Source organism: Streptomyces sp. AC512_CC834, from assembly GCF_019049325.1.
GTDB lineage: Bacteria > Actinomycetota > Actinomycetes > Streptomycetales > Streptomycetaceae > Streptomyces.
Map to the genome: position 1 here is coordinate 257,189 of NZ_JAGMUO010000101.1, position 26,630 is coordinate 283,818.

Sequence of the window (26,630 nt, forward strand, 5' to 3'; positions counted from 1 at the left end):
TCACCCTGCCACCGGGTACATCGCCCCGCGCCGGCTCTCTGGTGAGGCCAGCCACTCCAGCTTCGACGCGGTGTTCGCCTCGTCCAGTGGCGTGTGCAGCACGATGGTCAGATCGGGGCGCGCGGGCACCTGGAGCGCCGTCGACTCCAGGCTGAGCAGGCCGACCAGCGGATGGTCCAGCTCCTTGCGGATCTGCCCGGCGTCCTCGATGTCCCGCTCCTCCCACAGCGCGGCGAACTCGGCACTGGCCGCCCTCAGGTTCGTCAGCACCTGCTGGAATCCCTCGTCGTCCGGGTTGGCCGCACAGGTGGCGCGGAACTGGGCGACGACCGTGCGCGCGTTCTGCTCCCAGCTACGGGAGCGGGACCGGTACAGCGGGTCGGTGAAGAAGTCGACGATGCAGTTCCACGTGGTCTCGGGCCGCATGCCCAGCACCATCGCCGCCGAGTCGTTGTACATCACGCAGTTGTAGTACCGGTCCATGATGTGCGCCGGATACGGCATCCACGTGTCGATCAGCCGCCGCAGCCCCTCGCACATGTCCCGCTTCGCCGGCTCCACCTCGGCCGCGGGCGGGTTGAGACCGGCCAGTACGTAGAGATGGCGGCGCTCGGTGTTGCTGAGCCGCAGCACCCGGCCGACCGCGTCCAGGACCTGCGGGGAGACGGAGATGTCGCGGCCCTGCTCCAGCCACTGGTACCAGGACGCGCCCACCCCGGCGAGCACGGCCACCTCCTCGCGGCGCAGCCCGGGCGTGCGGCGCCGCGCCCCGCCGTCCGGAAGGCCCACCTCCGCCGGGGACAGCCGGGCCCGGCGGCTCATCAGGAACTCCCGCAGCTCACTGCGGCGACGGTCCCGGCCCGCCGACGCACCCTGTGCCCTCGCGATCACGTCCGGCACGTGTGTACTCCCCCCGTAGCCATGCGCATGGTGCGTTCCGGTGCCTGGTGGTGGCACCACCAGAACAATCCGCGTCTCCCCACAACTATTCCGGGGGCCGCAGGCTCCTGTCCATGGCGATCGACACCACCCCGACTCCCACCCCGGCTTCCACCTCGACTTCCACCCCGACTCCCACCCCGACCCCCGTTGCCGAGCAGCAGGCCGCTCCGGCCGCTCCCCGGCTCTCGCCCCGCGACCGGCTCGTCCTGTTCGTGCTCTGCGCGGCCCAGTTCATGGTCGCGCTCGACTTCTCCGTCCTGAACGTCGCGCTGCCCGTTCTCGGCGCCGACCTCGGCATGAGCACCTCCGCCCTCCAGTGGGCGGTCACCGCGTTCGCGCTGCCGTCGGGCGGGTTCCTGCTGCTCTTCGGCCGCATGGGCGACCTCTACGGGCGCCGCCGGCTGTTCCTCGCCGGCCTCGCGCTCTTCGGCGCCGCCTCGCTCCTTGCCGCCTTCGCCTGGGACCCGGCCTCCTTCCTCGCCGGACGCGCCCTGCAGGGCCTCGGCGCGGCGGCCATCGTCCCGACCGGCATGTCCCTGCTGACGACGACCTTCCCCGAGGGCCCCGCCCGCGACCGTGCCCTCGGCATCTCCGGCACCCTGCTCTCGCTCGGCTTCACCGTCGGCATGGTGGCCGGCGGCGTACTGACCGACCTGCTGAGCTGGCGGTCCACCATGGGCCTGCTGGCGCTGTTCGCGCTGATCGTGCTGCCGCTCGCCCCCGGCCTGCTGCCCGAGTCGCGCACTCCCGAACGCCCCCGCCTGGACGTGCCCGGCGCGGTCACCGTCACCGGCGGGCTGCTCTCCCTGATCTACGCCCTGTCCACGGCCGCCGAACACGGCTTCGGCCGCACCGACGTCCTCGTCACCCTCGTCGCGGGCCTGTTGCTGCTCACCGCCTTCGCGGTCGTCGAGTCCCGCACCGCCGCCCCACTGGTCTCCCTGCCGATGCTGCGCCGCCGTACGGTGGCGTGGGGCAACGTGGGCGGACTGGTCACCTTCTCGATGATGTCGACGGTGGTCTTCGTCCTCACCCTGTACCTCCAGGAGGTCCTGCACCTGAGCGCCTTCGAGACCGGCCTGGTCTTCGGCGTGCAGGGCGGGCTGTCGGTCGTCGCCGGTTCGTACGCCCCGCGCGTCATCGGCCGCTTCGGCGCCCGCCGCACCCTGGTCGGCTCGCTCGCCGGGCAGGGCGTCCTCGGCCTGTCCCTGCTGGCGCTGGGGGAGGGCCACTGGTCGGTGTGGCTCGCCACGGCCGCCGTGTCCCTGGCCAGCATGTGCCACCTGGGCGCGATCATCTCCTACGGCCTGACCGTCACCTCCGGCGTCCCGGACGAGGAGCAGGGCCTGGCGACCGGCCTGGTCACCTCCACCCAGCAGGTCGGCATCACCGTCGGCATCCCGCTGCTCGGCGTCCTGGCCACCACCTCCACGGACCTGATGTCCGGCGTCCACACGGTGCTGATCCTGGACGCGGCGATCGTGCTGGCGGCGGCCGTACTGGTCGCGGTCGGGCTGCGGGTGACCCGGGCGGGCTCAGGGACGGTCGAGGCGGAGACGGTCCGCGCGCGGTAGACCGGCGACCACCAGGTCGTACGAGTCCTCGACCAGCTCCCGGACGACACGGTCCGGGAGCCCGGCGCCGGAACCGCTACCGGAACCGCCGCCGAGTCCGTCGCCGGGTCCGGCGTCCACCGTCACCGTGTTCCAGTGCCGCTTGTTCATGTGCCAGCCCGGGACGATCAGGCCCGGGTGGTCGCCGCGCAGCCGGATCGCGTCGTCCGGGTCGCACTTCAGGTTGACCGTGAGCGGACGCCCGTCCAGCGAGGCCAGCGCGAACATCTTCCCCAGCACCTTGAAGACCGAGGTCTCCGGGTTGAAGGGGAAGTCCTCCACCACCGCGTTGAAGGACAGGCAGAAGTCGCGCAGCTCCGCAGGGGTCATTCCGACACGGCCTCCTCGGCCGGTGGCTTCGCCGCGGTCACCGGCTCCACCAGCACCGTCACGATCTTGTTCCGGCGGCCCGCCGCGGCCTCCGCCGTCAGCCGCAGTTCACGGCCGTCCGGCAGCTCGACGGTCGACGAGGCCCCGGCGATCGGGACGCGGCCGAGCGCCTTCGCCAGCAGTCCGCCGACCGTCTCCACGTCCTCGTCGTCGTACTCGTCCAGGCCGTACAGCTCGCCCAGGTCGCCGATGTCGAGGCGGGCGGTGACCCGGAAACGGTCCTCGCCCAGCTCCTCGACGGGCGGCAGCTCCCGGTCGTACTCGTCGGTGATCTCGCCGACGATCTCCTCGAGGATGTCCTCGATGGTGACGATCCCCGCCGTGCCGCCGTACTCGTCGATGACGACGGCGACGTGGTTGCGGTCCTTCTGCATCTCGCGCAGCAGGTCACCGGCGTTCTTGGTGTCCGGCACGAAGGACGCGGGACGCATCGCCGTGGAGACCAGGTCGCTCTCCGCGTCCCGGCTGATGTGGGTCCTGCGGACCAGGTCCTTCAGATACACGATGCCGACGATGTCGTCCTCGCTGTCGCCGGTGACCGGGATCCGCGAGAAACCGGAACGCAGAGCGAGGGTGAGGGCCTGCCGGATGGTCTTGTAGCGCTCGATGACGACGAGGTCGGTCCGCGGGACCATGACCTCCCGCACCAGCGTGTCGCCCAGCTCGAACACCGAGTGCACCATGCGGCGCTCCTCGGCCTCGATCAGGGACTCCTTCTCGGCGTAGTCCACCAGCGCCCGCAGCTCCGCCTCCGAGGCGAAGGGGCCGCGGCGGAAACCCTTGCCGGGGGTGAGCGCGTTGCCGATGAGGATGAGCAGCGACGGGATCGGCCCCATGATCCGGGCCAGCGGCAGCAGCGCGTACGCCGCCGCGGTCGCCGTGTTCAGCGGGTGCTGGCGCCCGATGGTGCGCGGGGACACCCCGACGGCGACGTACGAGAGCAGCACCATCACCGCGATGGCGATCACCAGCGCCTCGCCGGTGCCGTCGAACTGCTTCAGGCAGGCGTACGTCACCAGCGCCGCGGCCGCCATCTCGCAGGCGACGCGGACCAGCAGCGCCACGTTGAGGTAGCGCGTCGGGTCGGCGGCGACCTTGGCGAGCCTCTCGCCGCCGCGCCGCCCGGACCGTACCGCCTCCTCGGCGCGGAAGCTGGAGACCCTCGCGAGCCCCGCCTCCGCGCACGCGGCGAGCCAGGCGACCACCACCAGGGCGACGGCGCCGGCGACCAGCGGGAGGCTCATGAGACGGTCGGGGCCGGGGACGGGCCGGTCAGGCCCTTCTCCGCACGCCACCCGTCCACGATGGCGGCCTGCAGACCGAACATCTCGGCCTTCTCGTCCGGCTCCTCGTGGTCGTACCCGAGCAGGTGCAGCGCCCCGTGGACGGTCAGGAGCTGGAGCTCCTCGTCCATGGAGTGCTGCGTCGGGGCCTCGGTGCCCTGCCTGGCGGCGACCTCAGGGCAGAGCACGATGTCGCCGAGCAGCCCCTGCGGCGCCTCGTCCTCGTCCTTCGCCGGCGGCCGCAGCTCGTCCATCGGGAAGGACATCACGTCGGTGGGACCCGGCAGGTCCATCCACTGGATGTGAAGCTGCTCCATGGCGCCGGCGTCCACGACGATCACCGAGAGTTCGGAGAGCGGGTGGATGCGCATCCGCGCGAGCGCGTAGCGGGCGATGTCGAGGATCGCCTGCTCGTCGACCTCGGTTCCGGACTCGTTGTTGACGTCGATCGACATGGTCTTGCTGGTCTACTTCCCCTTGGCCTTGGCACCGCTTTTGGGTGTCCGGCCGCCGTTGTGGCCGCCGTTCTCGGTGCCGTTCCTGCTGTCGTACAACTCGTAGGCGTCGACGATACGGCCCACCAGCTTGTGCCGGACGACGTCGTGGGACGTGAGCCGGGAGAAGTGGACGTCGTCGACGCCGTCCAGGATCTCCTGCACCTGCCGCAGACCGGACTTCGTGCCGCCGGGCAGGTCGACCTGCGTCACGTCACCCGTGATCACGATCTTCGACTCGAAGCCGAGGCGGGTGAGGAACATCTTCATCTGCTCGGGGCTGGTGTTCTGGGCCTCGTCCAGGATGATGAAAGCATCGTTGAGGGTCCTGCCCCTCATGTACGCCAGCGGCGCGACCTCGATCGTCCCCGCCGCCATCAGCCGCGGGATCGAGTCCGGGTCGAGCATGTCGTGCAGCGCGTCGTACAGCGGGCGCAGATACGGGTCGATCTTCTCGTACAGCGTGCCCGGCAGGAAGCCGAGCCGCTCGCCGGCCTCGACCGCCGGACGGGTCAGGATGATGCGGGTGACCTGCTTGGACTGCAGGGCCTGCACCGCCTTGGCCATCGCCAGGTAGGTCTTGCCGGTGCCCGCGGGGCCGATGCCGAAGACGACGGTGTGCTTGTCGATCGCGTCGACGTACCGTTTCTGGTTCAGCGTCTTGGGGCGGATCGTGCGGCCGCGCGAGGACAGGATGTTCTGCGTGAGCACCTCGGCCGGGGTCTCCCGGCCGTCGCTCTCCCCGTTCTCGCTCGCCTTTAGCATGGCGATCGAGCGTTCCACTGCGTCCTCCGTCATCGGCTGCCCCGTGCGCAGCACCAGCATCATCTCGTCGAACACGCGCTGTACGAGGGCGACCTCATGGGTGTCGCCGACGGCGCTGATCTCATTGCCCCGGACATGTATGTCGGCCGCCGGGAAGGCCTTCTCGATCACGCGCAGGAGGGAGTCTCCGGAGCCCAGTACGGTCACCATGGGATGCTGGGCGGGGACGGTGATCCGTGCGCTCGCCTGCCCCTGCGCGGGGCTGTGGGCTGCTGAGGGTGTCTGAGTCATGGGCCGGCGCTCTAGGCCTGCTCGTCCTCCTCTGCGGCGTGTGCCGCGTGACGGGTGTGATCTGCTCCCTCCAGCGTACGACTCCCCGCCGACAGCACCGAGGGTTTTATCCGACCGGTCCCCGCCGCTGGTCGGCGATCAGGTCCCGGAACCACCCGTAGGACGCCTTGGGCGTGCGCTCCAGCGTCGCGAAGTCCACGTGGACCAGTCCGAACCGGCGGGCGTACCCCTCGGCCCACTCGAAATTGTCAAGGAGCGACCACACGAAGTAGCCGCGCACGTCCACGCCCGCCTCGCTCGCCCGGTGCAGGGCGCGGACGTGTCCGTCGAGGTAGGCGACGCGGTCCCGGTCGTCGAGGCCCTCGTAGGAGCAGCCGTTCTCCGTGATGACGACCGGCGGGAGCCGGTCGCCGTAGCGGTCGCGGAAGCCGGTGAGCAGCTCCGTCAGCCCCTCCGGGACGACGGGCCAGCCGAAGTCCGTCCGCGGCCGGCCCTCGATCTCGCGCACCGAGAAGGGCAGTTCGGCCGGGAGCGTCACCCCGCCGAACTCGATCTCCGCGCCCTGCGGGGCGCCCACCCGCGTCGGCGCGTAGTAGTTCACGCCGTACCAGTCCAGCGGCTCGGCGATGATCTCCAGGTCGGCCGCGATCCGTTCGGCGCTGCCCGGCATCAGCTCGCCGATGCCCTCCGGGTACCGGCCGGTCAGGATCGGGTCGGCGAACATCCGGTTCAGCAGGAGGTCGTAGAAGTCCGCCGCCTCCCGGTCCGCCGGGTCGTCCGAGGCGGGCCAGGTCGGGCCGTGCGAGTTGGCGATGCCTACGTCCGTGGCGCCGGACGCGCGCAGGGCCCGTACCGCCAGGCCGTGCGCGAGGAGCTGGTGGTGGGCGACCGGAAGGGCGTCGAACAGCAGCTCGCGGCCGGGGGCGTGGATGCCCAGCGCGTGACCGAGCAGGGTGTGCTCGGCGGGCTCGTTGAGGGTGATCCACTTGCCGACCCGGTCGCCGAGCCGCCGCGCGACGACCGACACGTACTCGGCGAACCGGGCCGCCGTGTCCCGCTCCAGCCAGTCCAGGCCCGCCGGTAGATCCCAGTGGAAGAGCGTCGGCACCGGCCGCACGCCCGCCGCGCACAGCTCGTCCACCAGACGGTCGTAGAAGTCGAGGCCGACGCCGCCGGGGGAGTCCACCCGGGGCCAGGAGACCGAGAAGCGGTACGCGTCCACGCCGAGGTCCGCGAGCAGGGCCACGTCCTCGCGGTAGCGGTGGTAGTGGTCGCAGGCCACCGCCGCCGTCGAGCCGTCCTTGATCCGCCCGGGTTCGGCCGTGAAGGCGTCCCACACGGACGGCCCCCGCAGCTCGGCCGCGCCCTCGATCTGGTGCGCGGACGTAGACACGCCCCACAGGAAGCCGTCCGGGAACCGCGGGAGAGGGTTCGACGCCGTACTCGCATCAGTACTCGCATCAGTCGCCATGCGCGGATCATCCGTACCCCCGGTAAGGGAAGTCAACGCCCGTGCACGCGCCCGGCGTTACGCGCTCCCACCGTCCTACGCGCCCTCCTTCAGCACTCGGGAGATCAGCCGCCGCTGCTCGTCCGTCAGCCGGGGGTCGGCGGCGTACACCGTCCTCCCGTCCACGGTGAGCTGGTAGCTGAACCCGTCGGGCACGCCGACCGGCGGGGTGTCGCGGCCGTGCGCGACCGCCCGCTCGACCAGGGCGTGCCACTCGTCCGCGTCGGGGCGTCCCGCCGTCTCGACCTCCGCGTGGCGTTCGATGCCCGCGAAGCCTCCTGTGCGCCTCACCTGAATCCGCATGGACCCGTGTCTAGTACGGAACTACAGAGTCCGCACCCCGACCTGCTCCCACGCCTTGCTCACCGCCTCCAGCTCCTCCGCGTCCCCGTACCGCTCCCGCGCGGCCTTCACCGTCAGCGTGGCGAAGTCCGCGAACAGCGCGTCCTGCGCCAGCTCGCCGCCGGTCAGCACGTCGTACCAGACCTGCCCGGCCCGCTCCCAGGCGTGGCCGCCGAGCGCGCTGGCCAGCAGGTAGAAGGCGTGGTTGGGGATGCCGGAGTTGATGTGGACGCCGCCGTTGTCGCGGCCGGTGCGCACGAAGTCGTCCATCGTCGCGGGCTGCGGGTCCTTGCCCAGCACGTCGTCGTCGTACGCCGTGCCCGGCGCCTTCATGGAGCGCAGCGCCTCGCCCGTCACGCGCGGGGCGAGCAGCCCGGCGCCGATCAGCCAGTCGGCGTCGGCGGCGCTCTGGCCGAGCGAGTACTGCTTGATGAGGGAGCCGAAGACGTCGGACACCGACTCGTTGAGGGCGCCGGGCTGGCCGTAGTAGGTCAGGTTCGCGGTGTGCTGGGTGACGCCGTGCGTCAGCTCGTGGCCGATCACGTCCAGGGCGACGGTGAAGTCGACGAAGATCTCCCCGTCCCCGTCGCCGAAGACCATCTGCTCGCCGTTCCAGAAGGCGTTGTTGTACTCGCGGTCGTAGTGCACGGTCGCGTCCAGCGGCAGCCCCGCACCGTCGATGGAGTTGCGCCGGTACACCTCGAGGTAGTGCTCGAAGGTGGCGCCCAGGCCCGCGTAGGCGCGGTTCACGGGGGCGTCCCGGCCGGGCTCCTCGCCCTCGCCGCGCACCCTCTTCCCCGGCAGGTCGGTGCCGCGGTGGGCGTCGTAGACCGTGCGCTGCGGCTTCTCGGGCTCGGCGTCGGCGGGCGGGGCCACGGTGGGGGCGCCGATGACCGTGGTCAGGCCGCGGCGGGTGCGCTCGAGGGCGTCGCGCTGGAGGGTGCGGCGGGCGGGCCCGGCGAGCACGGGGTCCGCGTTCTGGGCGAGCCTGTCCAGGACGTGGGGCGGCACGATGGTGCAGAAGACGGGCTCGAAGCCCCCGTATGTCGTCATGTCCGGCACTTTCGCACTGCGTGACCGGACTGTCACCACCCGCAACCACGATTGGTGAAAACCGGCGCCAACGCACCCCCGCGACCGCCTGTGAGTGGTATACGGCACTTTTTGTCCCAGTTCGCTCCGTGGTCCCGCATACTGATACGGACCCGCGTGAGGGGCGTGGCTCGGCTAGGGTGCTGGGCATCATGCGATTCGGGCTGCTTCTCCTTAGCTGCCGCGGCGAGGGCCTGTAGAGGCCGACTCCCTCCCCGCGGAGCTTGGTGGTGCCGTCGGCCGTCCTTCCGGACACGCGGACGCGGACGTCGTTGACACCGCTGTCACCCGCTGACACCGCGGACATCACGAGGAGCCCACGCCATCATGGCCAACCGCCAGCAGCCCAGTTCCATGCCGACCGCCAAGTACCGCGGCTACGAGCAGGTCGACATCGCCGACCGCACCTGGCCGAACCAGCGCGTCACCACCGCCCCCCGCTGGCTCTCCACCGACCTGCGCGACGGCAACCAGGCCCTGATCGACCCCATGTCGCCCGTCCGCAAGCGCGCCATGTTCGACCTGCTGGTCAAGATGGGCTACAAGGAGATCGAGGTCGGCTTCCCGGCCTCCGGCCAGACCGACTTCGACTTCGTACGGTCCATCATCGAGGACCCGGACGCCATCCCGGACGACGTCACGATCTCCGTACTGACCCAGGCCCGCGAGGACCTGATCGAGCGCACGGTGGAGTCCCTGAAGGGCGCCGGGCGGGCCACCCTCCACCTGTACAACGCGACCGCGCCGGTCTTCCGCCGGGTCGTCTTCCGCGGCTCCCGGGACGACATCAAGCAGATCGCCGTCGACGGCACCCGGCTGGTCACGGAGTACGCCGAGAAACTGCTGGGCCCCGAGACGGAGTTCGGCTACCAGTACAGCCCCGAGATCTTCACCGACACCGAGCTGGACTTCGCCCTGGAGGTCTGCGAGGCGGTGATGGACACCTACCAGCCCGGTCCCGGCCGCGAGATCATCCTCAACCTGCCCGCCACCGTGGAGCGTTCCACCCCGTCCACGCACGCCGACCGCTTCGAGTGGATGGGCCGCAACCTGTCCCGCCGCGAGCACGTCTGCCTGTCCGTCCACCCGCACAACGACCGCGGTACGGCGGTGGCGGCGGCCGAGCTGGCGCTGATGGCCGGCGCCGACCGCATCGAGGGCTGCCTGTTCGGGCAGGGCGAGCGCACCGGCAACGTCGACCTGGTCACCCTGGGCATGAACCTGTTCTCCCAGGGCGTCGACCCGCAGATCGACTTCTCCGACATCGACGAGATCCGTCGCACGTGGGAGTACTGCAACCAGATGCAGGTCCACCCGCGCCACCCCTACGTGGGCGACCTGGTCTACACGTCCTTCTCCGGCTCCCACCAGGACGCCATCAAGAAGGGCTTCGACGCCATGGAGGCCGACGCGGCCGCCAAGGGCGTCACCGTCGACGACATCGAGTGGGCCGTCCCGTACCTGCCGATCGACCCCAAGGACGTCGGCCGCTCCTACGAGGCGGTCATCCGGGTCAACTCGCAGTCCGGCAAGGGCGGTATCGCCTACGTCCTGAAGAACGACCACAGCCTGGACCTGCCGCGCCGGATGCAGATCGAGTTCTCGAAGCTGATCCAGGCCAAGACGGACGCCGAGGGCGGCGAGATCACGCCGACGGCCATCTGGGACGTCTTCCAGGACGAGTACCTGCCCAACCCGGACAACCCCTGGGGCCGCGTCCAGGTGGCGAACGGCCAGACCACGACCGACCGCGACGGCATCGACACCCTCACCGTCGACGCCACGGTCGACGGCGCGGAGACCACCCTGGTCGGCACCGGCAACGGCCCGATCTCGGCGTTCTTCCACGCCCTGCAGGGCGTCGGCATCGACGTACGACTGCTGGACTACCAGGAGCACACGATGAGCGAGGGCGCCTCCGCGCAGGCCGCCTCCTACATCGAGTGCGCGGTCGGCGACAAGGTGCTGTGGGGCATCGGAATCGACGCGAACACCACGCGCGCCTCGCTGAAGGCCGTCGTCTCCGCCGTCAACCGCGCAACTCGCTGACCAGCCGAATCGGCGGTTTGAGGTCCCGCTCGCCGGAAAACGGCGGGCGGGACCCCGTCATATACCGGCCATATATCTGTGGTGGTCACGGAAAGGTCTCGTCCAGGGTACTGACTCCACGTCGGTGATGTGGCTAACATCACGCCAGTGCGACGATGCTGTCGCGCCGTTACGGAGGTGCGACGTGCTGCCAGGACGGGGACGGAACGGCCGAGCTGCCCGGCTGCCACGCATCCTGGGCACCCGCACCGCGTGGACACCGGTCGGCGACGGCGAGTTCTTCTGCCCCGGCTGCGGCGGCGACCGCAACTACCAGCGGCTCGCCGGCCGCCGCCGCTTCATCCTGCTCGGCGTCCCCGTGCTGCCGCGCGGCGAGTCCGCGCCGACCGTCGAGTGCGCGGCCTGCCGCCGCCACTACGGCACCGACGTCCTCGACCACCCGACCACCACCCGCTTCTCCGCGATGCTCCGCGACGCCGTCCACACCGTCGCCCTCGCCGTCCTGGCCGCGAGCGGCACCTGCTCCCGTACGTCGCTGGAGACGGCGGCCGTCGCGGTGCGCGCGGCAGGCTTCGAGGACTGCACAGAGGACCAGTTGAACGCGCTGGTCGAGGCGCTGGAGGCGGACACCGGCCGGGTCCGCGGCGAGCCCTGCGTGCCGGGCCTGGCGATAGAACTGCACGAGGCGCTCGACCCGCTGGCCCCGCACCTCGCCGCCGTCGGCCGCGAGTCGATCCTGCTCCAGGGTGCCCGCATCGCCCTGGCCGACGGCCCCTACACCCCCGCCGAACGCGACTCCCTGGCCACGGTCGGCGCGGCCCTGACCCTCTGCTCCGACGACGTGGCCCGCCTCCTGGACTCGGCGGGCACGCCCTCCTAGCGCGGATCCGTGGACCTGTGGATCTGTGGATCTGTGGATCAGGGGGTGCCCGGGAGATCCAGCCGCATGATCTGGCGGTGCATGCCCGGGCCGAAGTAGTCCGGACGCAGGCCGCCGTCCGGTTCCTCGGGACGGAAACCCAGCGCACGGTAGAGGAAGATGGCGGCGAGGTTGGCGGGCTCCACGGTGAGGCGGACCACCTCGATGCCGTCCCGGCGCAGCCGGGTCAGGACCTCCGTCATCAGCTCCCGGCCCAGCCCGTGACGGCGCCGGTCCTGCGTCACGCACAGGCCGAGTATCCAACTGTCCGCGCCGAGCGCCCGGGTGGCGGCCAGCACGTAGCCGCGCAGTCGGCCCGTTCCGTCGTCGAGGACCAGGAAGTGCTCCTCGTACATGTCGAAGAGCTGGCGCAGCAGGAAACCGGGATAGGCGAACTCCTGGAAGACCTCCTCGTCGAGCCGCCGCAGTTCCGGCAGGTCGGACGCCTGTGCAGTGCGTAGGTCCAGTCGCAGGTCGTCCGGCGGCAGGCCGGGTCGGGTGAGCTGGTCGTGGTGGTCGAGGGAACGTTCCAGCGGTTCGGCGGTCATGCAACTCCCCCTGGTCAGGCAGCGTCAACTCGTGGGCACTTGCGCCGCTCACGATCGAGTGAAAGGACCCATGTGGCGGCCAGTGTCTGCTTCTGGCTAGAGTGAGCGTCCAACTTCCCTCATGCAAGGGCGAGTTCGAGTGTGCGACCATGCGCCCGACGTGCGCCGGGCGGATGGGGATGGCGAATTCCCGCACTGGTCTGTAGTGGTTGTGTCACTTACCGTGAGCAGTGCTGGGGATTTGTCCAAATACGAATGGAACGTGGCAGGGTGACTATGGATCGCAACGCCGACGCGCCTTGGTCGAAGTTCGATCCAGAGGTGTACGTCGACAACAATTACCGGACACCGCTCGAAGTCGACCTGCTGATCGTCCGGTTGATGCGCGACTACTTCACCCGCTGCTTCGACGGAGCCCCCCCGCGCTCGGCGCGCGGCATCGACGTCGGCGCCGGGGCGAACCTGTATCCCGCGCTGTCCATGCTGCCCTGGTGCGAGAAGCTGCTCCTGCTGGAGTACGCGCACCCGAACGTCGAATACCTGGAGAAGCAGATCTCCCCGGCCGGGTACAACATCGCCTGGGACCCCTTCTGGGACGTGCTGCGCGAGGCCCCCGCCTACGCCGCCGTCGCACCGAGACCACTGCTCGGCGAGATCGTCCGGGTGGAGCGCGGCAACCTGTTCGACCTGGAGGGCGGGGACCGCCGCTGGTCCCTCGGGACCATGTTCTTCGTCGCCGACTCCATGTCCGAGGCGCCAGAGGAGTTCCACCGGGGCGTGCGGTGTTTCATGAACGCGCTCGACGAGGGCGCGCCGTTCGCCGCCGCCTTCATGAAGGAGTCCGTCGGCTACCACGTCGGCGAACACCACTACCCGGCCTACCGGGTGAACGAGGACCGGGTCAGGGAGAGCCTGGAACCGTTCACCGGAGAGCTGGAGATCCACGATCTGCACCACATGGTGCGGCCGGGGCACGAGGGAATGCTCCTCGCCCTGGGACGGCGCAATTCGGAGATTGCCACCCCGTAGGAACGGGGACCATGCTCAACGGGGGCATGCGGAACACAGGGCAACGAGATCTGTACGAGGGGTGCGGGGATGCAGATCAAGCCACGCCAGCACCTGCTGGACATCTGGCAGGCCATGGCCCGTCACTCGTTCGACGACGGGAAGCTCGTCCGGGGAGACACCGACGGGCTGAGCAGCGTCGCGGACGCCGAACGCCTGCTCTGCCTGCTCTATCCGGCCACCGAGGTCCCCGCCTTCCGGCTCGACCAGCCGGACACCACCGAACGTGACGTCCTGCGCGCCCTCGACCGGGTCGGCAGCCGGCTGGAGATCCCGCCCAACCTGGTCACCGCGCTGACCCAGTTCATGCGCACCCACACCGCGGCCGACGACAGCCCCACCTTCGCCGGCGGCCACTACTTCCGGCCCGCCGAGCCGGGCGGCGAGATCACCCACGCCCAGCGCCAGTTGGGCGTGGTCGACTCCTACTCCATGTCCGTCACGCTCTGCCTCGCCACCCTCGGATTCCTCAAGGTCTACGAAGGCACCACGACCCGCCCCGAGGTGCGCAAGGCGGTCACCGAGCTGAGGGAGGCCACCAACGCCCGGCTGACCGCCGCGATGGTCAGCCTGCTGCGCTCCTTCACCGTCAACGTCTTCGACGCCGAGTCCGAACAGGGTCAGCGGCTGATCGAGGTCATCGGACAGGGCCGGCAGTCCGACCGGCTCGTCCTCCAGCAGTTCTCCCACCGGTTGCGCCCCCTGCGCGCCACCATCATCGAGAGCATCTCCAGAGGCATCCAGGTCGACGAGGGCATCCGCGACGAAAGCCAGCTCTTCGAGTGCGGCTGGGCCTGGGGCATCGTCAAGGACGCTCCGGAGGTCGACGTCCTGGCCGTCCCGGTAACCGGCCAGCCCGAGGGCATCGCCGACCGGCTGCCCTACGTGTACTTCACCGTCGCCGCCCTCGACGGCATCCAGGACCTGTTCTCCGACCGCACCCTCACCCTCGGCCTGCTCGACGAGGACCAGCAGAAGCTCGCCGAGATGCTGCGCCTGCGCTGGGAACTGAGCCAGCAGTACTGGTCCGCGATCGCCCGCTTCGGCACCGACCGCTGGCCCCTGGAGGACCTGCCCTGGCAGACCACCGGACTGCGGCTGGAGTCCGAGTACTTCTCCCTGACCGTCGCGGCCATCGTGGTCCACGACCTGGTCCGCCGGAAAGCCACCGACGACGACCTCACCCGCACCGTCGCCGTCATGGAACGCCTCGCCGACCGGGGCAGGGTCACCAGCCGCATGACCCGGCGGGACACCACCATCCGGCTGCACAACCCGGGCGTCACCATGCCGCTCGCCGGGTCCGAGGACTCCGGCGGTCAACTGCTGTGGCGGATGACGGACTTCTCCGCCCAGCTCCTCAAGCGAAGCATCCAGCTCGCCGAGCTGTCCCGGAACATCGGCGCCCAGGACCGTCTGCTGCGCCTGTCCGAGCAGACCTTCGAGCACCTGTGGTCACGGCGCATCGAAGACGAGGAGGGCGCCGGCCTCTGGGACAACGTCCAGGCCGTCTACCCCGAAGCGGGCGACGTCGCCCTGCGCATGTCCTGGAGCATCACCGAGCGTGTCACCGAATGCCTCGTCGCCGCCCGCAACCTGTACGTGCAGCAGCCCATCCGCAGCCCCGAACTGGCCGAGATGGCCCGCGAACTGCTCAGTGAGGCCACCCACCTGTTCGGCAAGGAGCAGTTGGAGGCGTCCGCCGCCGCCGACGGAAGCAGAGCCCGGGCCATGCGCAGCATCGAGAGCCGGCTCGACCACGCCCGCAGCCTGGTCGACGACCGGCCCGCGACCGCCTTCGCACTGGCCCTGCCCGTGCTCCAGGAACTCGACACCCTGGCCCAGGCCAGGGGCGCAGCCGCGCAGGAGGTGTGAGCGTGCTCGTCTTCGCCGCCTCCGACAAAGGAGGCACGGGGCGCTCGGTGACCAGCGCCAACCTGGCCTACCAGCGTGCCCTCGCCGGTGACCACGTGGCCTACGTGGACTTCGACTTCGGCTCGCCCACCGCCGCCGCCGTCTTCGACGTGCCCTCCGCGATGCGCGGCACCGAGGAACGCGGCCTCCACTCCTACCTGGAGGGCGAGACGGCCGAGCCGGTCAGGATCGACGTCTGGCGGCAGACCGAGCACCCGCTGCTGCGCGCCCGCCCCAACCAGTCCGGCCGCCTCGTGCTGTTCCCCGGCGACGCGGGCGGCGGCGAGTTCGCCACCGGCGAGGAGGGCCTGGAGCGGTGCATCGACCTGCTGCTGCGGCTCAACGGCGAGTTCGACCTCACCGTCGTCGACCTCAGCGCCGGCCGCAGCTACGCCGTCGACATGGTCCTCGCGGCCACCGCCCACCCCCGGATGCGCAACGTCCCCTTCCGCTGGCTGGTCTTCCACCGCTGGACCCGCCAGCACGTGATCGCCGCCTCCGGCCTCGTCCACAAGGAACACGGCATCATCGGCGGCGGCGTCGAACGCGGCCACGACGAGGACACCCTGCGCGCCGCCATCCGCTTCGTACGGGCCGCCGTGCCCGACCCCGAGTCGCCCCTGTGGTCGCAGGGCTCGCCCGCCCAGGCCGCCTGGATGCAGGCCTGCGACGAGGCACTGCGCCGGCTCGCCGCCGAGCACCGCATCGGCGACAGCGTTGTCCTCGGCGTCGTACCGCTGGAGCCCATACTCCAGTGGCGCGAGCAGTTGATCACCGAGGAGGACGTGCTCGCCACCCAGATCGCCAACAAGGAGACCCTGGAGGCGCTCGAGGAGATCGCCCGGCGCCTGACCGACGACTCGTACTGGGGGCGGCCGTGAGCGACGCAGTGTTCCGCGAGACCGCCGCCGAGCCGCGCACCCAGTCGGTGCCGCTGGCCCACCTCTCCCTGGAGCTGGGCCACCTCTACATGGAGGACTTCGAGGCCGGACCCGAGCGGCTGCGCGCGCACTTCGCCGAAGTGGGGCTCTGGGTGGCGGCGGCCCGCGCCGCCGCCACCGCCCGGGCCGGCGGCAAACGCGCCCGGATCAGCACCTGCTTCCTCATCGACGACTACTTCACCCGCTTCTCCACCCCCGCCGAAGTCGTCCCCATGCTGCTCGCCGAGGCCGAGCGGGCCGGGCTGACCGTCGACTACCTGGCCCGCGAGTCCGGCTGCGCCGTCACCGGCAAGGTGCCGGTCGCTCAGGCGGTGGCAGGCCGCATCGTCGAGTCACCGCCGCCCGGCAGCTACGGCCTGCGACCGCCCGCCGCGCAGACCGGCTGGCTCGCCAACGGCGAACGCAGCCCCGTCGCCCGCGCCCCGCAGGCGATGAAACGGGCCGCCGTCTGGCAGCCGCCCCGCGAGAGCGCGGCCCGCCGCCACTCCGTCTTCCTCGACGTCGAACTGTGGAACGACGACGCCGACGGGCACCGCACCTGGTCCTGCCCCTTCCTCGCCGCCGTCTGGCAGCTCGCCCGCCTCGGACTGCTGCGCAACGAGGGCGAGGCCGTCCTCGCCCCCCAGCCGCGCACCGCCGCCGGCTTCCCCGACGACTGGGACGAACTGCCCACCCTGCTCCGGCTCAACGACCGCGCCGACCCGTTCTCCGCCTACCGGACCTGCTCGGTCCTGCCCAACCGTTTCCTCCCCGTCGAACACGCCGTCCGCGTGATCCTCGACCAGATCGAGGTCGACCCCGGCGCCCTGTTACAGGTCGCCGAACGCTCCGGACGCGAACGCACCCCCGTCCCGGACTCGGTCGCCGACCGCGTCTCCTACGTCTTCTACGCGGGACCCTGACATGGCGCCGCGGCAGAGCACCCCGCCCGCCGTCCTCGCCTGCGGCGAGATCCGCACCTGCCTGCTGCCCGCCCGGCAGGCCCTCGACATCCGCTCCGCCGCCCAACTCCTCGGCCTGCGCGCCGACGAACGGGTCCTGCTCTCCGAACGCCCCGGCCTCTACGCGCGTTCCCCCGACACCCTCACTGGCGTCGACTGCCCGCTGCCCAGCTCCAACGGCGCCCGGATCCGCGCGGTCGGCACCGTCGCCGCCCACGCCGCGCTCACCGAGGGCCGCGTCCTGCAGACCTCCGCGCACTGCCGGCTCCCGGCCACCGGACCCGACCAGCGGCGGCCGTGGGGCGAGTACCTGGTGCGGCCCGGCCTCGTCGAACCGTTCGGGAAGCTCCCCCACGAGGCCGTCGCGCAGGGCGTACTCGGCGGCCCACGCCACGGCGACCTCGATGTCGGCCTGATCGCCGACGGGCTGCTCACCCGGCTGCTGCGCCACCCCCTGCTCGACCAGCGCCCGCCCTTCCGGTCCCGCCCGACCCGGCTGCGCTGGGTGGCCCTGCCCGCCGAACCGGGCGAAGGCCCCACCCTCGAACGGTTCACCCTCGCCGAGGACGAGCTGCGCACCGTACGCCTGCGCGTCCCCGAGGACACCGCGGACTCCGACCTCGCCGCGCTCGTCGACGACCTCGCCCTGCACGACTGGCTGCTCACCACCGTCGTCCGCATGCTCGACGGTCTCCGCCTGGGCGCCGGAGCGGCGCAGGACGCCGGCGCCGTCGTACGGACGCTGCGGCCGGCCGTCGACCACCTGCTGCATCTGTGGATGCCGCGGGCCCGGGTGGCCGCCGAACTGGCCACGCTGTGGGACCCGCTGGAGGAACGGCCCGGCTTCACCCGGCAGTGGCTGGCACTGGTGCAGCGCATCCGCGACCAGCTCACCCTGCACGCCATACCCGCACCCCACCGGGAGGTGGAACCAGCCCCCTGACCGGGCGCCCCAGGGACCCCGGCACCCGACCCGCACGCACATCCCCGCACCCCTATCCGACGCGTATCCCAACGGGGGGAGAAGCGAGATGAGCACGGCACAGTCACCCCGCCCCGACGACACGGCCCGCACGGCCCGCACGACCCACCCGACCGACCTGAGGGGGGAGTCCCCCTGGGCGCGCATGCTGCTGGTCGCCCTCGTCGTCGGCGCCCTCTTCTGGAGCGTCACGGCGCTGATCGGCCCGGACGACGGCACGCTGCGGCAGTTCGTGTCCGCGGTGCTCTGCGCCGGCGCGGCGGTAGCCGTCCAGTACGTCCTCGGCCTGGCCCCACGACCGGGACCGCAGCGCCTGGACGAGCACACCCGGCGGGTGGAAGGCGCCCTGGCCGAGAACACCGCCGCCCTGCGCGACGGTCTGCGCCGCTACGACGACGAGCTGACGACGGGCCTGACCCGGCACACCGAGGACGTCAAGCAGTTGGTCGAGACCCACGTCACCCAGGTCGACCACCGGTCGGCCGAGGCCGGGCGCCCGCTGGACCCGGTCCGCGTCGACAGCGTGCCCGACCTGGCCAAGGGCTTCGCCGACGTCCTGCTGCCCAGCGGCTCTATCCTCCACACCTTCGTCCACCTGGAGATGTCCCGGGTGGTCGGCCACATGGCGGACCTGACCAACCTGAGCGCCGAATGCCCCGGCGAGAACCACGAGTGGATGCTCACCCTCACCCGCGCCGCCGAGCAGTCCGTCCTCGCCACCAGCACCTCCGTCGACCGGGAGTTCTGGACCAGCGAGCCCGCCGGCCGCTACCTCGACGCCCAGCAGGCGGCCATCGACGAACAGGGCGTCACGGTACGCCGCCTGTTCCTGCTGGAGAGCGCCCGCGAACTCGACGACCGGCTGCTGCGGCTGTGCGAGGAGCAGGAACTGCGCCGCATCGACGTACGCGTGGCGGTCCTGCCCGAACTGCCGCCGCACCTCCAGCGCGGCACCACCAACGACTTCATCCTCTACGACGAGGAGGTGTCGTTCGAGATCGAGCAGGACCTGCGCGACGTCAACGTCCGCACCCGGCTCACCGCCCGCCAGGACTACGTACGGGCCCGGCTCAAGCGCTTCAAGGAACTCTGGGACGCGGGCATGGGCCTGCGCGAACTCGAGGTGCGGGTCGACGACGAGGAGGACGGCAACTGGATGGTCGACCGGACCTGAGACCACCTGGGGCCACCCGGGACCACCTGAGGCCACCTTGAGGCCACTACTCCCCGGGGAGTAACGGCCGCCGCAGGTCACCCGGGGCAGTAGCCGCCAACTCGCCCTCGCGCCCGACGTATCGGATGCCCGCCGGCGGAAGTCTGGGAACCGACCCAGACATCCACCGGAGGGAGGCCCGTCAGATGGGGGCCGTAGGAACAAGTGGGCCAAGCGGGGGACGACGGCGGGCCGTGCCCTGGCTGGTGCTCGGACTGTGGATCGCCGTCCTGGCCATCGCCTCGCCGTTCGCGTCGAAACTCGCGGACGTGCAGCGCGACCGGGCCGTCGACTACCTGCCGGCGAGCGCCGACTCGACGCAGGTCGCCAAGATCCAGGACCGACTGCCCGGCGGCGAGGCCACCGAGATGGTCCTCGTCTACCACCGCGACGCCGGACTGACCGCCGCCGACAAGGCCACCGCCGCCGAGCAGGTCGCCGAGATCGCCGGAGCGCACGAACTGACCGGCCGCCCGGCGGGCATCCCGTCCAAGGACGGCACCACCCTCATGTACCCGGTCGCCTCCACCGAGCCCGGCACGGACGAGGAGGCCCGCGACGCACTCGTCAACGACGTACGGGACGTCGCCCTCGGCGGCGACGGGCTGAGCGTCGAGGTCGGCGGCGCCGGCGCGCTCGCCACCGACGCCTCCGAGGTCTACAACTCCCTCGACGGCCCCCTGCTCTACACCACCGCGGCAGTGGTCGCCCTCCTCCTGATCCTCATCTACCGCAGCCCCTTCCTGTGGCTCGTCCCGCTCGCCGTCGCCGGAATCGCCGACTACCTCTCCATGGGCGTCGCCTACGGCCTCAACCAGTGGTTCGGCACCGCCGTCTCCGGCCAGAGCAGCGGCATCATGACGATCCTCGTCTTCGGCGTCGGCACCGACTACGCGCTGCTGCTGGTCTCCCGCTACCGCGAGGAACTGCGCAGAATCGAACGACCGTACGACGCCATGGTTGCCGCCCTGCGCGGCTGCGGCCCCGCCGTACTCGCCTCCTCCGGCACCGTCGCCGCCGGACTGCTGTGCCTGCTCGCCGCCGACCTCAACTCCAGCCGGGGCATGGGCCCCCTCGGCACCGTCGGCGTCCTGTGCGCGCTGGCCGCGATGCTGACCCTGCTGCCCGCGATCCTGGTCCTGCTGGGCCGCCGCGTCTTCTGGCCCCTGGTTCCCCGGTACGGCAGCACGCCCAAGGCCCGCAGGTCCCTGTTCGCCGCGATGGGCAGCTCCGCCGAACGCCGGCCCCGCACCGTCCTGGTGGGCGGCGCCGTCCTGCTCGGCGCGCTGGCGCTCGGAGCGTTCGCCCTGCCGGGCAACCTCAAGCAGGAGGACACCTTCACCACCAGGCCCGACGCCATCGCCGCGATGGAGACCCTCGCCGCCGCCTACCCGGAGCGCGGCACCCAGCCCATCACCGTCATCGCACCCACCGACCGGGCGGAGGCCGCCCTCGCCGAGGCCCGCGACACCCGCGGCGTCAAGAGCGCCGAGGCCGGCCGCAGCGGAGGAGGCTGGACCGAGCTGACCGTACTGGCCTCCGCGCCGCCCCAGTCGGCCGCCGAGACCGCCACCATCGAGTCCCTGCGCGACTCGCTCGACGGCTCCTACGTCGGCGGCCCCAGCGCCCAGCAGATCGACCTGGAGGACACCAACGCGCGCGACACCGTCATCGTCGTACCGATCGTGCTGCTGTCGGTCCTGCTGATCCTCACGGTGCTGCTGCGCTCCCTGGTGGCGCCGCTCATCCTGGTCGCCGCGGTCGTCGCCGTATGGGGCGCGGCCCTCGGCATCGGCGGACTCGTCTTCGGGCCCCTCTTCGGCCTCGAGGGCACCGACCCGGGCCTCGGACTGCTCTCCTTCGTCTTCCTGGTCGCCCTCGGCGTCGACTACGGCATCTTCCTGATGCACCGCATGCGCGAGGAGGCCCTGAAGGGCGCCGAACCCACCCGGGCGGCCCTGGCCGCGCTGCGCGCCACCGGCGGCGTCATCGCCTCCGCCGGACTGGTCCTCGCGGCCACCTTCGCGGTGCTCACCAGCATGCCGATGGTGCAGCTCGTCGAGCTGGGCTTCGTCATCGCCGTCGGCGTCCTGCTCGACACGTTCCTCGTCCGCACCTACCTGGTGACCAGCGCGAGCGTCGCCCTGCGCCGCCGGGTGTGGTGGCCGGGCCGGCTGTCACGGGCGCCCGCGGAGCCGGGACCGGCACCGGCGGATGAGCGGGAGCCCGCCGGTGTCTGACCCGTCCGACCCGTCTCACGACCGGAGTGCGCCCCTCCCCTCCCGGAGGGGCGCGTCCGTCGCGGAGTATGGGCGCGTGCAGGCAACCACTCCGGCAGCGTCCCGGCCCCGCGTCGGCGAACGCGTCATGGCCGTCATCAACCGCGACCCGCGCACCGCCCCGCACGGCACCCGCAACGACGCGACACTCGCCGCGGTCCTCCTCGTCGCGGCGGTCTGCATCGGGCTGCTCACCGACGAGGGCCGCCGCCCGGACGCGGCCGGCTGGGCGCTGCTGGTCGCCGCGCACGTGCCGCTGGTGGGCCGCAGGCACCGGCCCCTGCTGACGCTCTGCCTGGTGGCCGCACCGGTCGCTGCCTTCCACGGCCTCGACTACAACCACTCCGCGCCCGTGCCCACGACCATGGTGGCCCTCTACACCGTCGCCACGACCGGCACCGTGCGCCGCACCCTCGTCATCGGCTCCGCCGTCATCGGCATGGGGCTGACCATGAACGCCCTCACCAACCCCGACGGCATGGCGGAACTGCTCCGGATCACCGGCTGGGTCGTCGCCGTCCTGTTCTGCGGGATCGACGTCCGCTACTACCGCCACTACGTCGCCTCCATAGTCGAGCGCGCCGAGCGCGCCGAACGCACCCGGGAGGAGGAGGCCAGGCGCCGCGTCGCCGAGGAACGCCTGCGCGTCGCCCGGGACCTGCACGACCTGCTCGCGCACAGCATCACCCTCATCGGCGTGCAGACCTCGGTCGCCGCCCACGTCCTGACCGCCGACCCCGAACGCCTGGACCGCACGGCCGTCGCCAAGGCCCTCGACGACATCGCCGACACCTGCCGCACCGCACGCGGTGAACTGCGCACCACGCTGGAAGTCCTCAGGGAGCAGGACGCGTCCGACGCCCGCGGCCCGCTGCCCGGACTGCGCGGCCTGCCCGACCTCGCGGAGACCGCCCGCGCCGCCGGAGCGAGCGTGGAGCTGTCGGTACGCGCCGACGACCTCCCGCCCGCGGTCGGCGCCGCCGTCTACCGCATCGTGCAGGAGGCGCTGACCAACGTCGTACGGCACGCGGGTCCCGAACCCTCCGTCCGCGTGGAGGCGCACGCCGAGCCGGGCGCCCTGCGCCTGTCCGTCACCGACGACGGCACCGGCCCCGACCCGGCCCGCACCCCCGGCTTCGGCCTCGTCGGCATGCGGGAGCGGGCCCGCAGCGTGGGTGGCACACTCGACGCCGGACCACGGGAGGGCGGTGCCGACGCCGGGGGCGGGGGCGGCTTCGAGGTGACGGCCGTACTGCCGACACCCGCCACGCCACGAACGCCCCGAACGCCTCGAACGCCCCTGACCTCGGAGAGAGCCGGATGACGATACGCGTGCTGCTCGCGGACGACCAGAACCTCGTCCGCGCGGCGTTCGCCCTGCTCGTGGCCTCGGCCCCCGACATGGAGGTCGTCGGCGAGGCCGCCACAGGACGCCAGGCCGTGGAGCTGGCCCGCACCGAACGCGCCGACCTCATCGTGATGGACGTACGCATGCCCGACCTGGACGGCATCGAGGCGACCCGGCTCATCGCGGCCGACGAGGACCTCGCCGGGGTCCGCGTGCTGGTCCTCACCACCTACGACACCGACGAGAACATCGTGGAGGCGCTGCGCGCGGGCGCCTCCGGCTTCCTGGTCAAGGACACGAAACCGGCCGAACTCCTCGACGCCATCCGTACGGTGACGGCGGGCGACGCCCTCCTCTCACCCGGCCCGACGGCCCGCCTGATCGAACGGTTCCTGCGCAGCCCCTCGACGCCGGTGGCGGGCGAGGCCGGCCCCGACTGCCTGTCCGACCGCGAACGCCAGGTGCTCGCCCTGGTCGCCCGCGGCCTCAACAACACGGAGATCGCCGACACCCTCGGCCTGAGCCCTCTGACCGCCAAGACCCACGTCAGCCGGATCATGGGCAAGCTGGAGGTGCGGGACCGGGCGCAACTGGTCATCGTGGCGTACGAGTCGGGACTGGTGACGCCGGGCGCCGGTCAGCGGCAGTAGACGTCCGAGTCCGGCCGCTGCCCGGTCGCGAGGAATCGGGAGACCGTGGCGTCCCCGCAGGCGTTGCCGTTGGCGAGGTAGGCGTCGTGGCCGGTGGAGTTCACGGTGACCATGACCGCGCGCCGGCCGAACGCCTCCCGCAGCTTCCGCGCCCCGCTGAGCGGGGTGGCGACGTCCCGTTCGTTCTGGACGAGCAGGACGTTGGAGGGCCCCCGGTCGGTGATCCGCACGGGTGCCTCGCGGGGCGGGTACGGCCAGGCGGCGCACAGCATCGCGTTGCGCGGCATGCCCGCCGTGAGCGGATACTTGGCGCGGCTCTCGGCGACGTCCTTCGCGTACACGGCCGGGGATTTGGGCCACGCCACGTCGTTGCACAGGACGCCGGCGCCGACGGCGGCGACGTTCTGCAGCACGGCCTCGGGCGGCGCCTGGGGCGCGGGCGGCACGGTGCCCCGCAGGGCGGCCCGCATCAGCTTGGCGAGGGTGGGGAACCTGTCGGGGGAGTAGAGGCTGTCCAGCATCGTCTGCCGCAGCACGTTGCCGTTCAGCTCCTCCGGATTGGCACCGGGCCACGGGATCGGCTCGCGGTCCAGCCGGGCGGCGAGCCGCAGGAACATCGGCCGCACGTCGGAGGCCCGCCGCGCCAACCGGTCGGGGTTACCGGGCCGGGCCGCCCAGGCGGCGAACTCCGGGAAGGTGTCCTCCACGCCCTGCTCGTGTCCCGCGAGCCAGGCGCGGGCGACGCGGGTGGGGTCGGGGTTGTCGTTGCTGTCCAGCACGATGCGGTCGGTGCGGTGCGGGAAGAGCTGCGCGTACACCGCACCGACATACGTCCCGTACGACACTCCCCACGCGGAGATCTTCCGCTCGCCCAGCGCGGCCCGGAGACGGTCGATGTCCCGGGCCTCGTTGGCGGTGCTGAGGTGCCGGATCAACTCACCGCCGTTGCGGACGCAGGCGTCGGCCATCCGCCGGGCGGTGTCGAGGTTCCCGTCGATCGAGCCGTCCGGAGCGGGCCAGGGACGGAGCTTGGAGGTGGCGAGGTCGCCGTACTCCAGCCCGCAGCTCACGGACGTGGACGGCGCGAGGCCGCGCGGCGCGAACCCGACGAGATCGTAGGCGTCCCGGACGTCCTGCGGCAGCTTCTGTCCCTTCCCCGAGGGATCGTTGAGGCTCGACCCGCCCGGCCCACCGGGGATCAGCAGCAGGGAGCCGCGCCGGGCGTCCGGGTTCTCGCTCCGGATGCGCGAGACGGCCATCTCGATACGGGGACTGTCGGGATCGGCGTAGTCCATCGGCACGTCGAGGGTGGCGCACTCCTGCCGGGGGTCGAGGCCGGTGCCCTCACAGGCGGTCCAGGTGAGGGGTTCGGGCTTGCTCGCGGTCGTCGCGGATGCGGTGACGGGGGCGGTGACGCCCAGGAGGGCGGTGGACACGCCGACGATGGCGGCGTTGCGGATGCTTCGCTTGCGCTGCGTCATGCGAGGAGCCTCGCGCAGCGGAGGGGCTCATCACATCCGGCTGGCGACCCGATGTTTACGGGGGTTTACCCCCAAGGGAAAGCGGGCGGTGTCGGGACGCTAGAAGGAGCTCACGGTGGACTCGAAGTTGAGCCATGACAGGGAGGCGAGGGTGCTGAGTGAGGGACAGAGCTCCCGCAGCTCGGCCGAGTCGGTCTTGGGCGGTGTGGAACTCATCCGGTAGCAGCCCAGCTTGCGGACGGTGCTCACCGTCTTCACCACCTGGCCCGCGGAATCCTCGACGTCGGTGTACTCATCGCCGGGGAAGTCCCGTTCGACCTTCTCGGCCATGGCGGCGGCGAGCTCCCCGACCGCGGTCAGGTCCTCTCCGCACCCGGCGTCGTCCCAGGCGACGTGGCTGCACATCGGGGACCCGTTCACACCGTAGGCGATCCTGTAGATCGGCATCATCTCCGCCGGGGTCCCGGGGTCGTCGGAGGGGCCGGCTCCCGACGGCTGCCCCGAGTCCGACGGCGTGGAGGACGAGGCCCGGGTCGGTTTCCGGTCGTCGGCCGCCTGCCCGTCGTCGCCGCCGCAGGCGGACAGCGTCAGGATCGTCGTGACGGCTGTGGACAGGGCGATGGCGAATCGGCGCGTGATCATGGGGTCCCGTCTCGGTGCGGCCAGGGTGCGTGCCCCCATGACCCAACCGCCGGACGAGTTGTTCAGACACCCGGCCCGCGGGACTGAACAACGCCCGCCCCCACGGAACGTACGTACTCCGTCAGGTCGCCGACCCTCAGTCCTCGACGAAGAAGCTGTCGTGCCGGACCTGGAAGTCCCGTAGCTCCTCGCCGCCACGCTGGGCGAAGTCGGCGATGCGCTCGAAGTACTCCTCGCGCGGGGCGCCCGGTGAGAAGAGCATCAGCATGGACAGGGGGTCGTCGCTGTCGTTCTTGAAGGCGTGCAGTCCGCCGACCGGGACGTACAGGAAGTCGCCCTGGCGGCCGGTGACCCAGCGCTCGCCGTTGTACAGCTCCACCTCTCCCGACAGGACGTAGAAGGACTCGGAGATACCCCGGTGGAAGTGCGTCTTCGCGCCGGGCGCCTTGGGCCCCATGTCCACCTTGTACAGCCCGAACTCACCTCCCGTGGAGGCGTGGCTCGCGAGGTAGTGGGTGGTCGTGCCGCCCGGGGAGACGATGTCCGGCGGGGTGTCGGCCGCCCTGAACACGGCGTTGATCTCGCCCTTCTCACCGAGGTAGCGCGGCTCCGGGTACGACATGGTGTGCCCCCTTCTTCTTCGTAGGCCAGAGGGGCAACTCTGACTGTCCGGAGGCGCCTTGGTCATCGTCCGAAAGATCGAGAGGGACGGGGACGTGAGGCGTAGGTCGCAGTACCGCGTGTTGGAGGAGTGGCCGTGGGGCCGCCCGCTTCTTGGCCAGTGTCGTGCTTCCGCGATCCGAGTAAAGGGCGCTCCCTGCGGTCGCGTCGGCTGCGCCGATGGGCCTGCGGCCCACCCTTGACTCGGCTCGCTCCAGCACGGGTGAGAAGCGTGCGGGCGGCCGGGGGAGGGTGGGTGTCCCGGGTGGGCCG

At 71.4% G+C, this 26,630-nt stretch carries 24 protein-coding genes; 12 read left to right on the forward strand and 12 right to left on the reverse strand.

The features are described from left to right. Entirely contained in the window at positions 1–900 is a 900-nt protein-coding gene (locus KUM40_RS33435; protein ID WP_217170030.1) for a helix-turn-helix transcriptional regulator, read from the reverse strand. Positions 901–1,013: 113 nt separating this feature from the next. Between KUM40_RS33435 and KUM40_RS33440 the strand changes: the two genes are divergently transcribed. Beyond that, complete coding sequence (locus KUM40_RS33440) at positions 1,014–2,516, forward strand: MFS transporter (RefSeq protein ID WP_217170031.1); 1,503 nt, start codon at positions 1,014–1,016, stop codon at positions 2,514–2,516. Here the strand turns inward: KUM40_RS33440 and KUM40_RS33445 are convergent. From KUM40_RS33445 to KUM40_RS33475, 7 genes are all read right to left on the reverse strand, one after another. Continuing rightward, positions 2,478–2,885 (reverse strand): MmcQ/YjbR family DNA-binding protein, encoded by a 408-nt coding sequence (locus KUM40_RS33445; RefSeq protein ID WP_217170032.1) that lies wholly within the window; start codon positions 2,883–2,885, stop codon positions 2,478–2,480. The genes KUM40_RS33440 and KUM40_RS33445 overlap by 39 nt on opposite strands. Further along, entirely contained in the window at positions 2,882–4,189 is a 1,308-nt protein-coding gene (locus tag KUM40_RS33450; protein WP_217170033.1) for a hemolysin family protein, read from the reverse strand. Before KUM40_RS33450 ends, KUM40_RS33445 begins: the two co-directional genes overlap by 4 nt. Then, positions 4,186–4,683, reverse strand: a complete 498-nt coding sequence (gene ybeY / locus KUM40_RS33455) for an rRNA maturation RNase YbeY (RefSeq protein WP_217170034.1) — start codon at positions 4,681–4,683, stop codon at positions 4,186–4,188. Before ybeY ends, KUM40_RS33450 begins: the two co-directional genes overlap by 4 nt. A gap of 12 nt (positions 4,684–4,695) precedes the next feature. After that, on the reverse strand, positions 4,696–5,778 hold the full coding sequence (locus KUM40_RS33460; RefSeq protein WP_217170035.1) for a PhoH family protein: 1,083 nt from the start codon (positions 5,776–5,778) through the stop codon (positions 4,696–4,698). Between the two features lie 106 nt (positions 5,779–5,884). After that, on the reverse strand, positions 5,885–7,249 hold the full coding sequence (locus tag KUM40_RS33465) for a GH1 family beta-glucosidase (RefSeq protein WP_217170036.1): 1,365 nt from the start codon (positions 7,247–7,249) through the stop codon (positions 5,885–5,887). Between the two features lie 75 nt (positions 7,250–7,324). Continuing rightward, a complete protein-coding gene (locus KUM40_RS33470; RefSeq protein ID WP_217170037.1) occupies positions 7,325–7,591 on the reverse strand; it encodes a protealysin inhibitor emfourin in 267 nt (88 codons plus the stop codon). Positions 7,592–7,612: 21 nt separating this feature from the next. Next, positions 7,613–8,683, reverse strand: coding sequence for a M4 family metallopeptidase (locus KUM40_RS33475; protein WP_217170038.1), 1,071 nt, complete (start codon positions 8,681–8,683; stop codon positions 7,613–7,615). 366 nt (positions 8,684–9,049) lie between these two features. Here KUM40_RS33475 and leuA point away from each other — a divergent pair, with 366 nt between their 5' ends. After that, positions 9,050–10,771 (forward strand): 2-isopropylmalate synthase, encoded by a 1,722-nt coding sequence (gene leuA, locus KUM40_RS33480; RefSeq protein ID WP_217170039.1) that lies wholly within the window; start codon positions 9,050–9,052, stop codon positions 10,769–10,771. 184 nt (positions 10,772–10,955) lie between these two features. Then, entirely contained in the window at positions 10,956–11,651 is a 696-nt protein-coding gene (locus KUM40_RS33485) for a TerB family tellurite resistance protein (protein WP_217170040.1), read from the forward strand. A 38-nt stretch (positions 11,652–11,689) separates the two neighbouring features. On the opposite strand, the gene KUM40_RS33490 is transcribed toward KUM40_RS33485, so the two are convergent. After that, positions 11,690–12,238: an N-acetyltransferase gene (locus KUM40_RS33490; RefSeq protein ID WP_217170041.1), complete on the reverse strand. Its 549-nt coding sequence runs from the start codon at positions 12,236–12,238 to the stop codon at positions 11,690–11,692. A 255-nt stretch (positions 12,239–12,493) separates the two neighbouring features. Here KUM40_RS33490 and KUM40_RS33495 point away from each other — a divergent pair, with 255 nt between their 5' ends. The 9 genes from KUM40_RS33495 to KUM40_RS33535 all read left to right on the forward strand — a co-directional run bounded on the left by KUM40_RS33495 (position 12,494) and on the right by KUM40_RS33535 (position 23,574). Beyond that, positions 12,494–13,267: an SCO2525 family SAM-dependent methyltransferase gene (locus tag KUM40_RS33495; protein ID WP_217170042.1), complete on the forward strand. Its 774-nt coding sequence runs from the start codon at positions 12,494–12,496 to the stop codon at positions 13,265–13,267. Between the two features lie 69 nt (positions 13,268–13,336). Then, positions 13,337–15,181, forward strand: coding sequence for an SCO2524 family protein (locus KUM40_RS33500; RefSeq protein WP_217170043.1), 1,845 nt, complete (start codon positions 13,337–13,339; stop codon positions 15,179–15,181). Positions 15,182–15,183: 2 nt separating this feature from the next. Continuing rightward, positions 15,184–16,101: an SCO2523 family variant P-loop protein gene (locus tag KUM40_RS33505; protein ID WP_217170079.1), complete on the forward strand. Its 918-nt coding sequence runs from the start codon at positions 15,184–15,186 to the stop codon at positions 16,099–16,101. Next, complete coding sequence (locus KUM40_RS33510; protein ID WP_217170044.1) at positions 16,098–17,063, forward strand: SCO2522 family protein; 966 nt, start codon at positions 16,098–16,100, stop codon at positions 17,061–17,063. The genes KUM40_RS33505 and KUM40_RS33510 overlap by 4 nt, the downstream gene beginning before the upstream one ends. Before the next feature lies 1 nt (position 17,064). After that, positions 17,065–18,045, forward strand: a complete 981-nt coding sequence (locus tag KUM40_RS33515) for an SCO2521 family protein (RefSeq protein ID WP_217170045.1) — start codon at positions 17,065–17,067, stop codon at positions 18,043–18,045. 88 nt (positions 18,046–18,133) lie between these two features. Continuing rightward, the gene (locus tag KUM40_RS33520; RefSeq protein WP_217170046.1) at positions 18,134–19,258 is read left to right on the forward strand and encodes a hypothetical protein; all 1,125 of its coding nucleotides are present in this window, start codon (positions 18,134–18,136) and stop codon (positions 19,256–19,258) included. Between the two features lie 185 nt (positions 19,259–19,443). Further along, the gene (locus KUM40_RS33525; RefSeq protein ID WP_217170047.1) at positions 19,444–21,537 is read left to right on the forward strand and encodes an MMPL family transporter; all 2,094 of its coding nucleotides are present in this window, start codon (positions 19,444–19,446) and stop codon (positions 21,535–21,537) included. Positions 21,538–21,613: 76 nt separating this feature from the next. Next, on the forward strand, positions 21,614–22,900 hold the full coding sequence (locus tag KUM40_RS33530; protein WP_374227442.1) for a sensor histidine kinase: 1,287 nt from the start codon (positions 21,614–21,616) through the stop codon (positions 22,898–22,900). Continuing rightward, complete coding sequence (locus KUM40_RS33535; protein WP_217170049.1) at positions 22,897–23,574, forward strand: response regulator transcription factor; 678 nt, start codon at positions 22,897–22,899, stop codon at positions 23,572–23,574. Before KUM40_RS33530 ends, KUM40_RS33535 begins: the two co-directional genes overlap by 4 nt. Here KUM40_RS33535 and KUM40_RS33540 read toward each other — a convergent pair. From KUM40_RS33540 to KUM40_RS33550, 3 genes are all read right to left on the reverse strand, one after another. Next, a complete protein-coding gene (locus KUM40_RS33540) occupies positions 23,562–25,055 on the reverse strand; it encodes an alpha/beta hydrolase (RefSeq protein ID WP_217170050.1) in 1,494 nt (497 codons plus the stop codon). The genes KUM40_RS33535 and KUM40_RS33540 overlap by 13 nt on opposite strands. A 99-nt stretch (positions 25,056–25,154) precedes the next feature. After that, entirely contained in the window at positions 25,155–25,697 is a 543-nt protein-coding gene (locus KUM40_RS33545; protein ID WP_217170051.1) for a hypothetical protein, read from the reverse strand. A gap of 136 nt (positions 25,698–25,833) precedes the next feature. Continuing rightward, complete coding sequence (locus tag KUM40_RS33550) at positions 25,834–26,319, reverse strand: cupin domain-containing protein (protein WP_217170052.1); 486 nt, start codon at positions 26,317–26,319, stop codon at positions 25,834–25,836. Positions 26,320–26,630 lie beyond the last annotated feature (311 nt).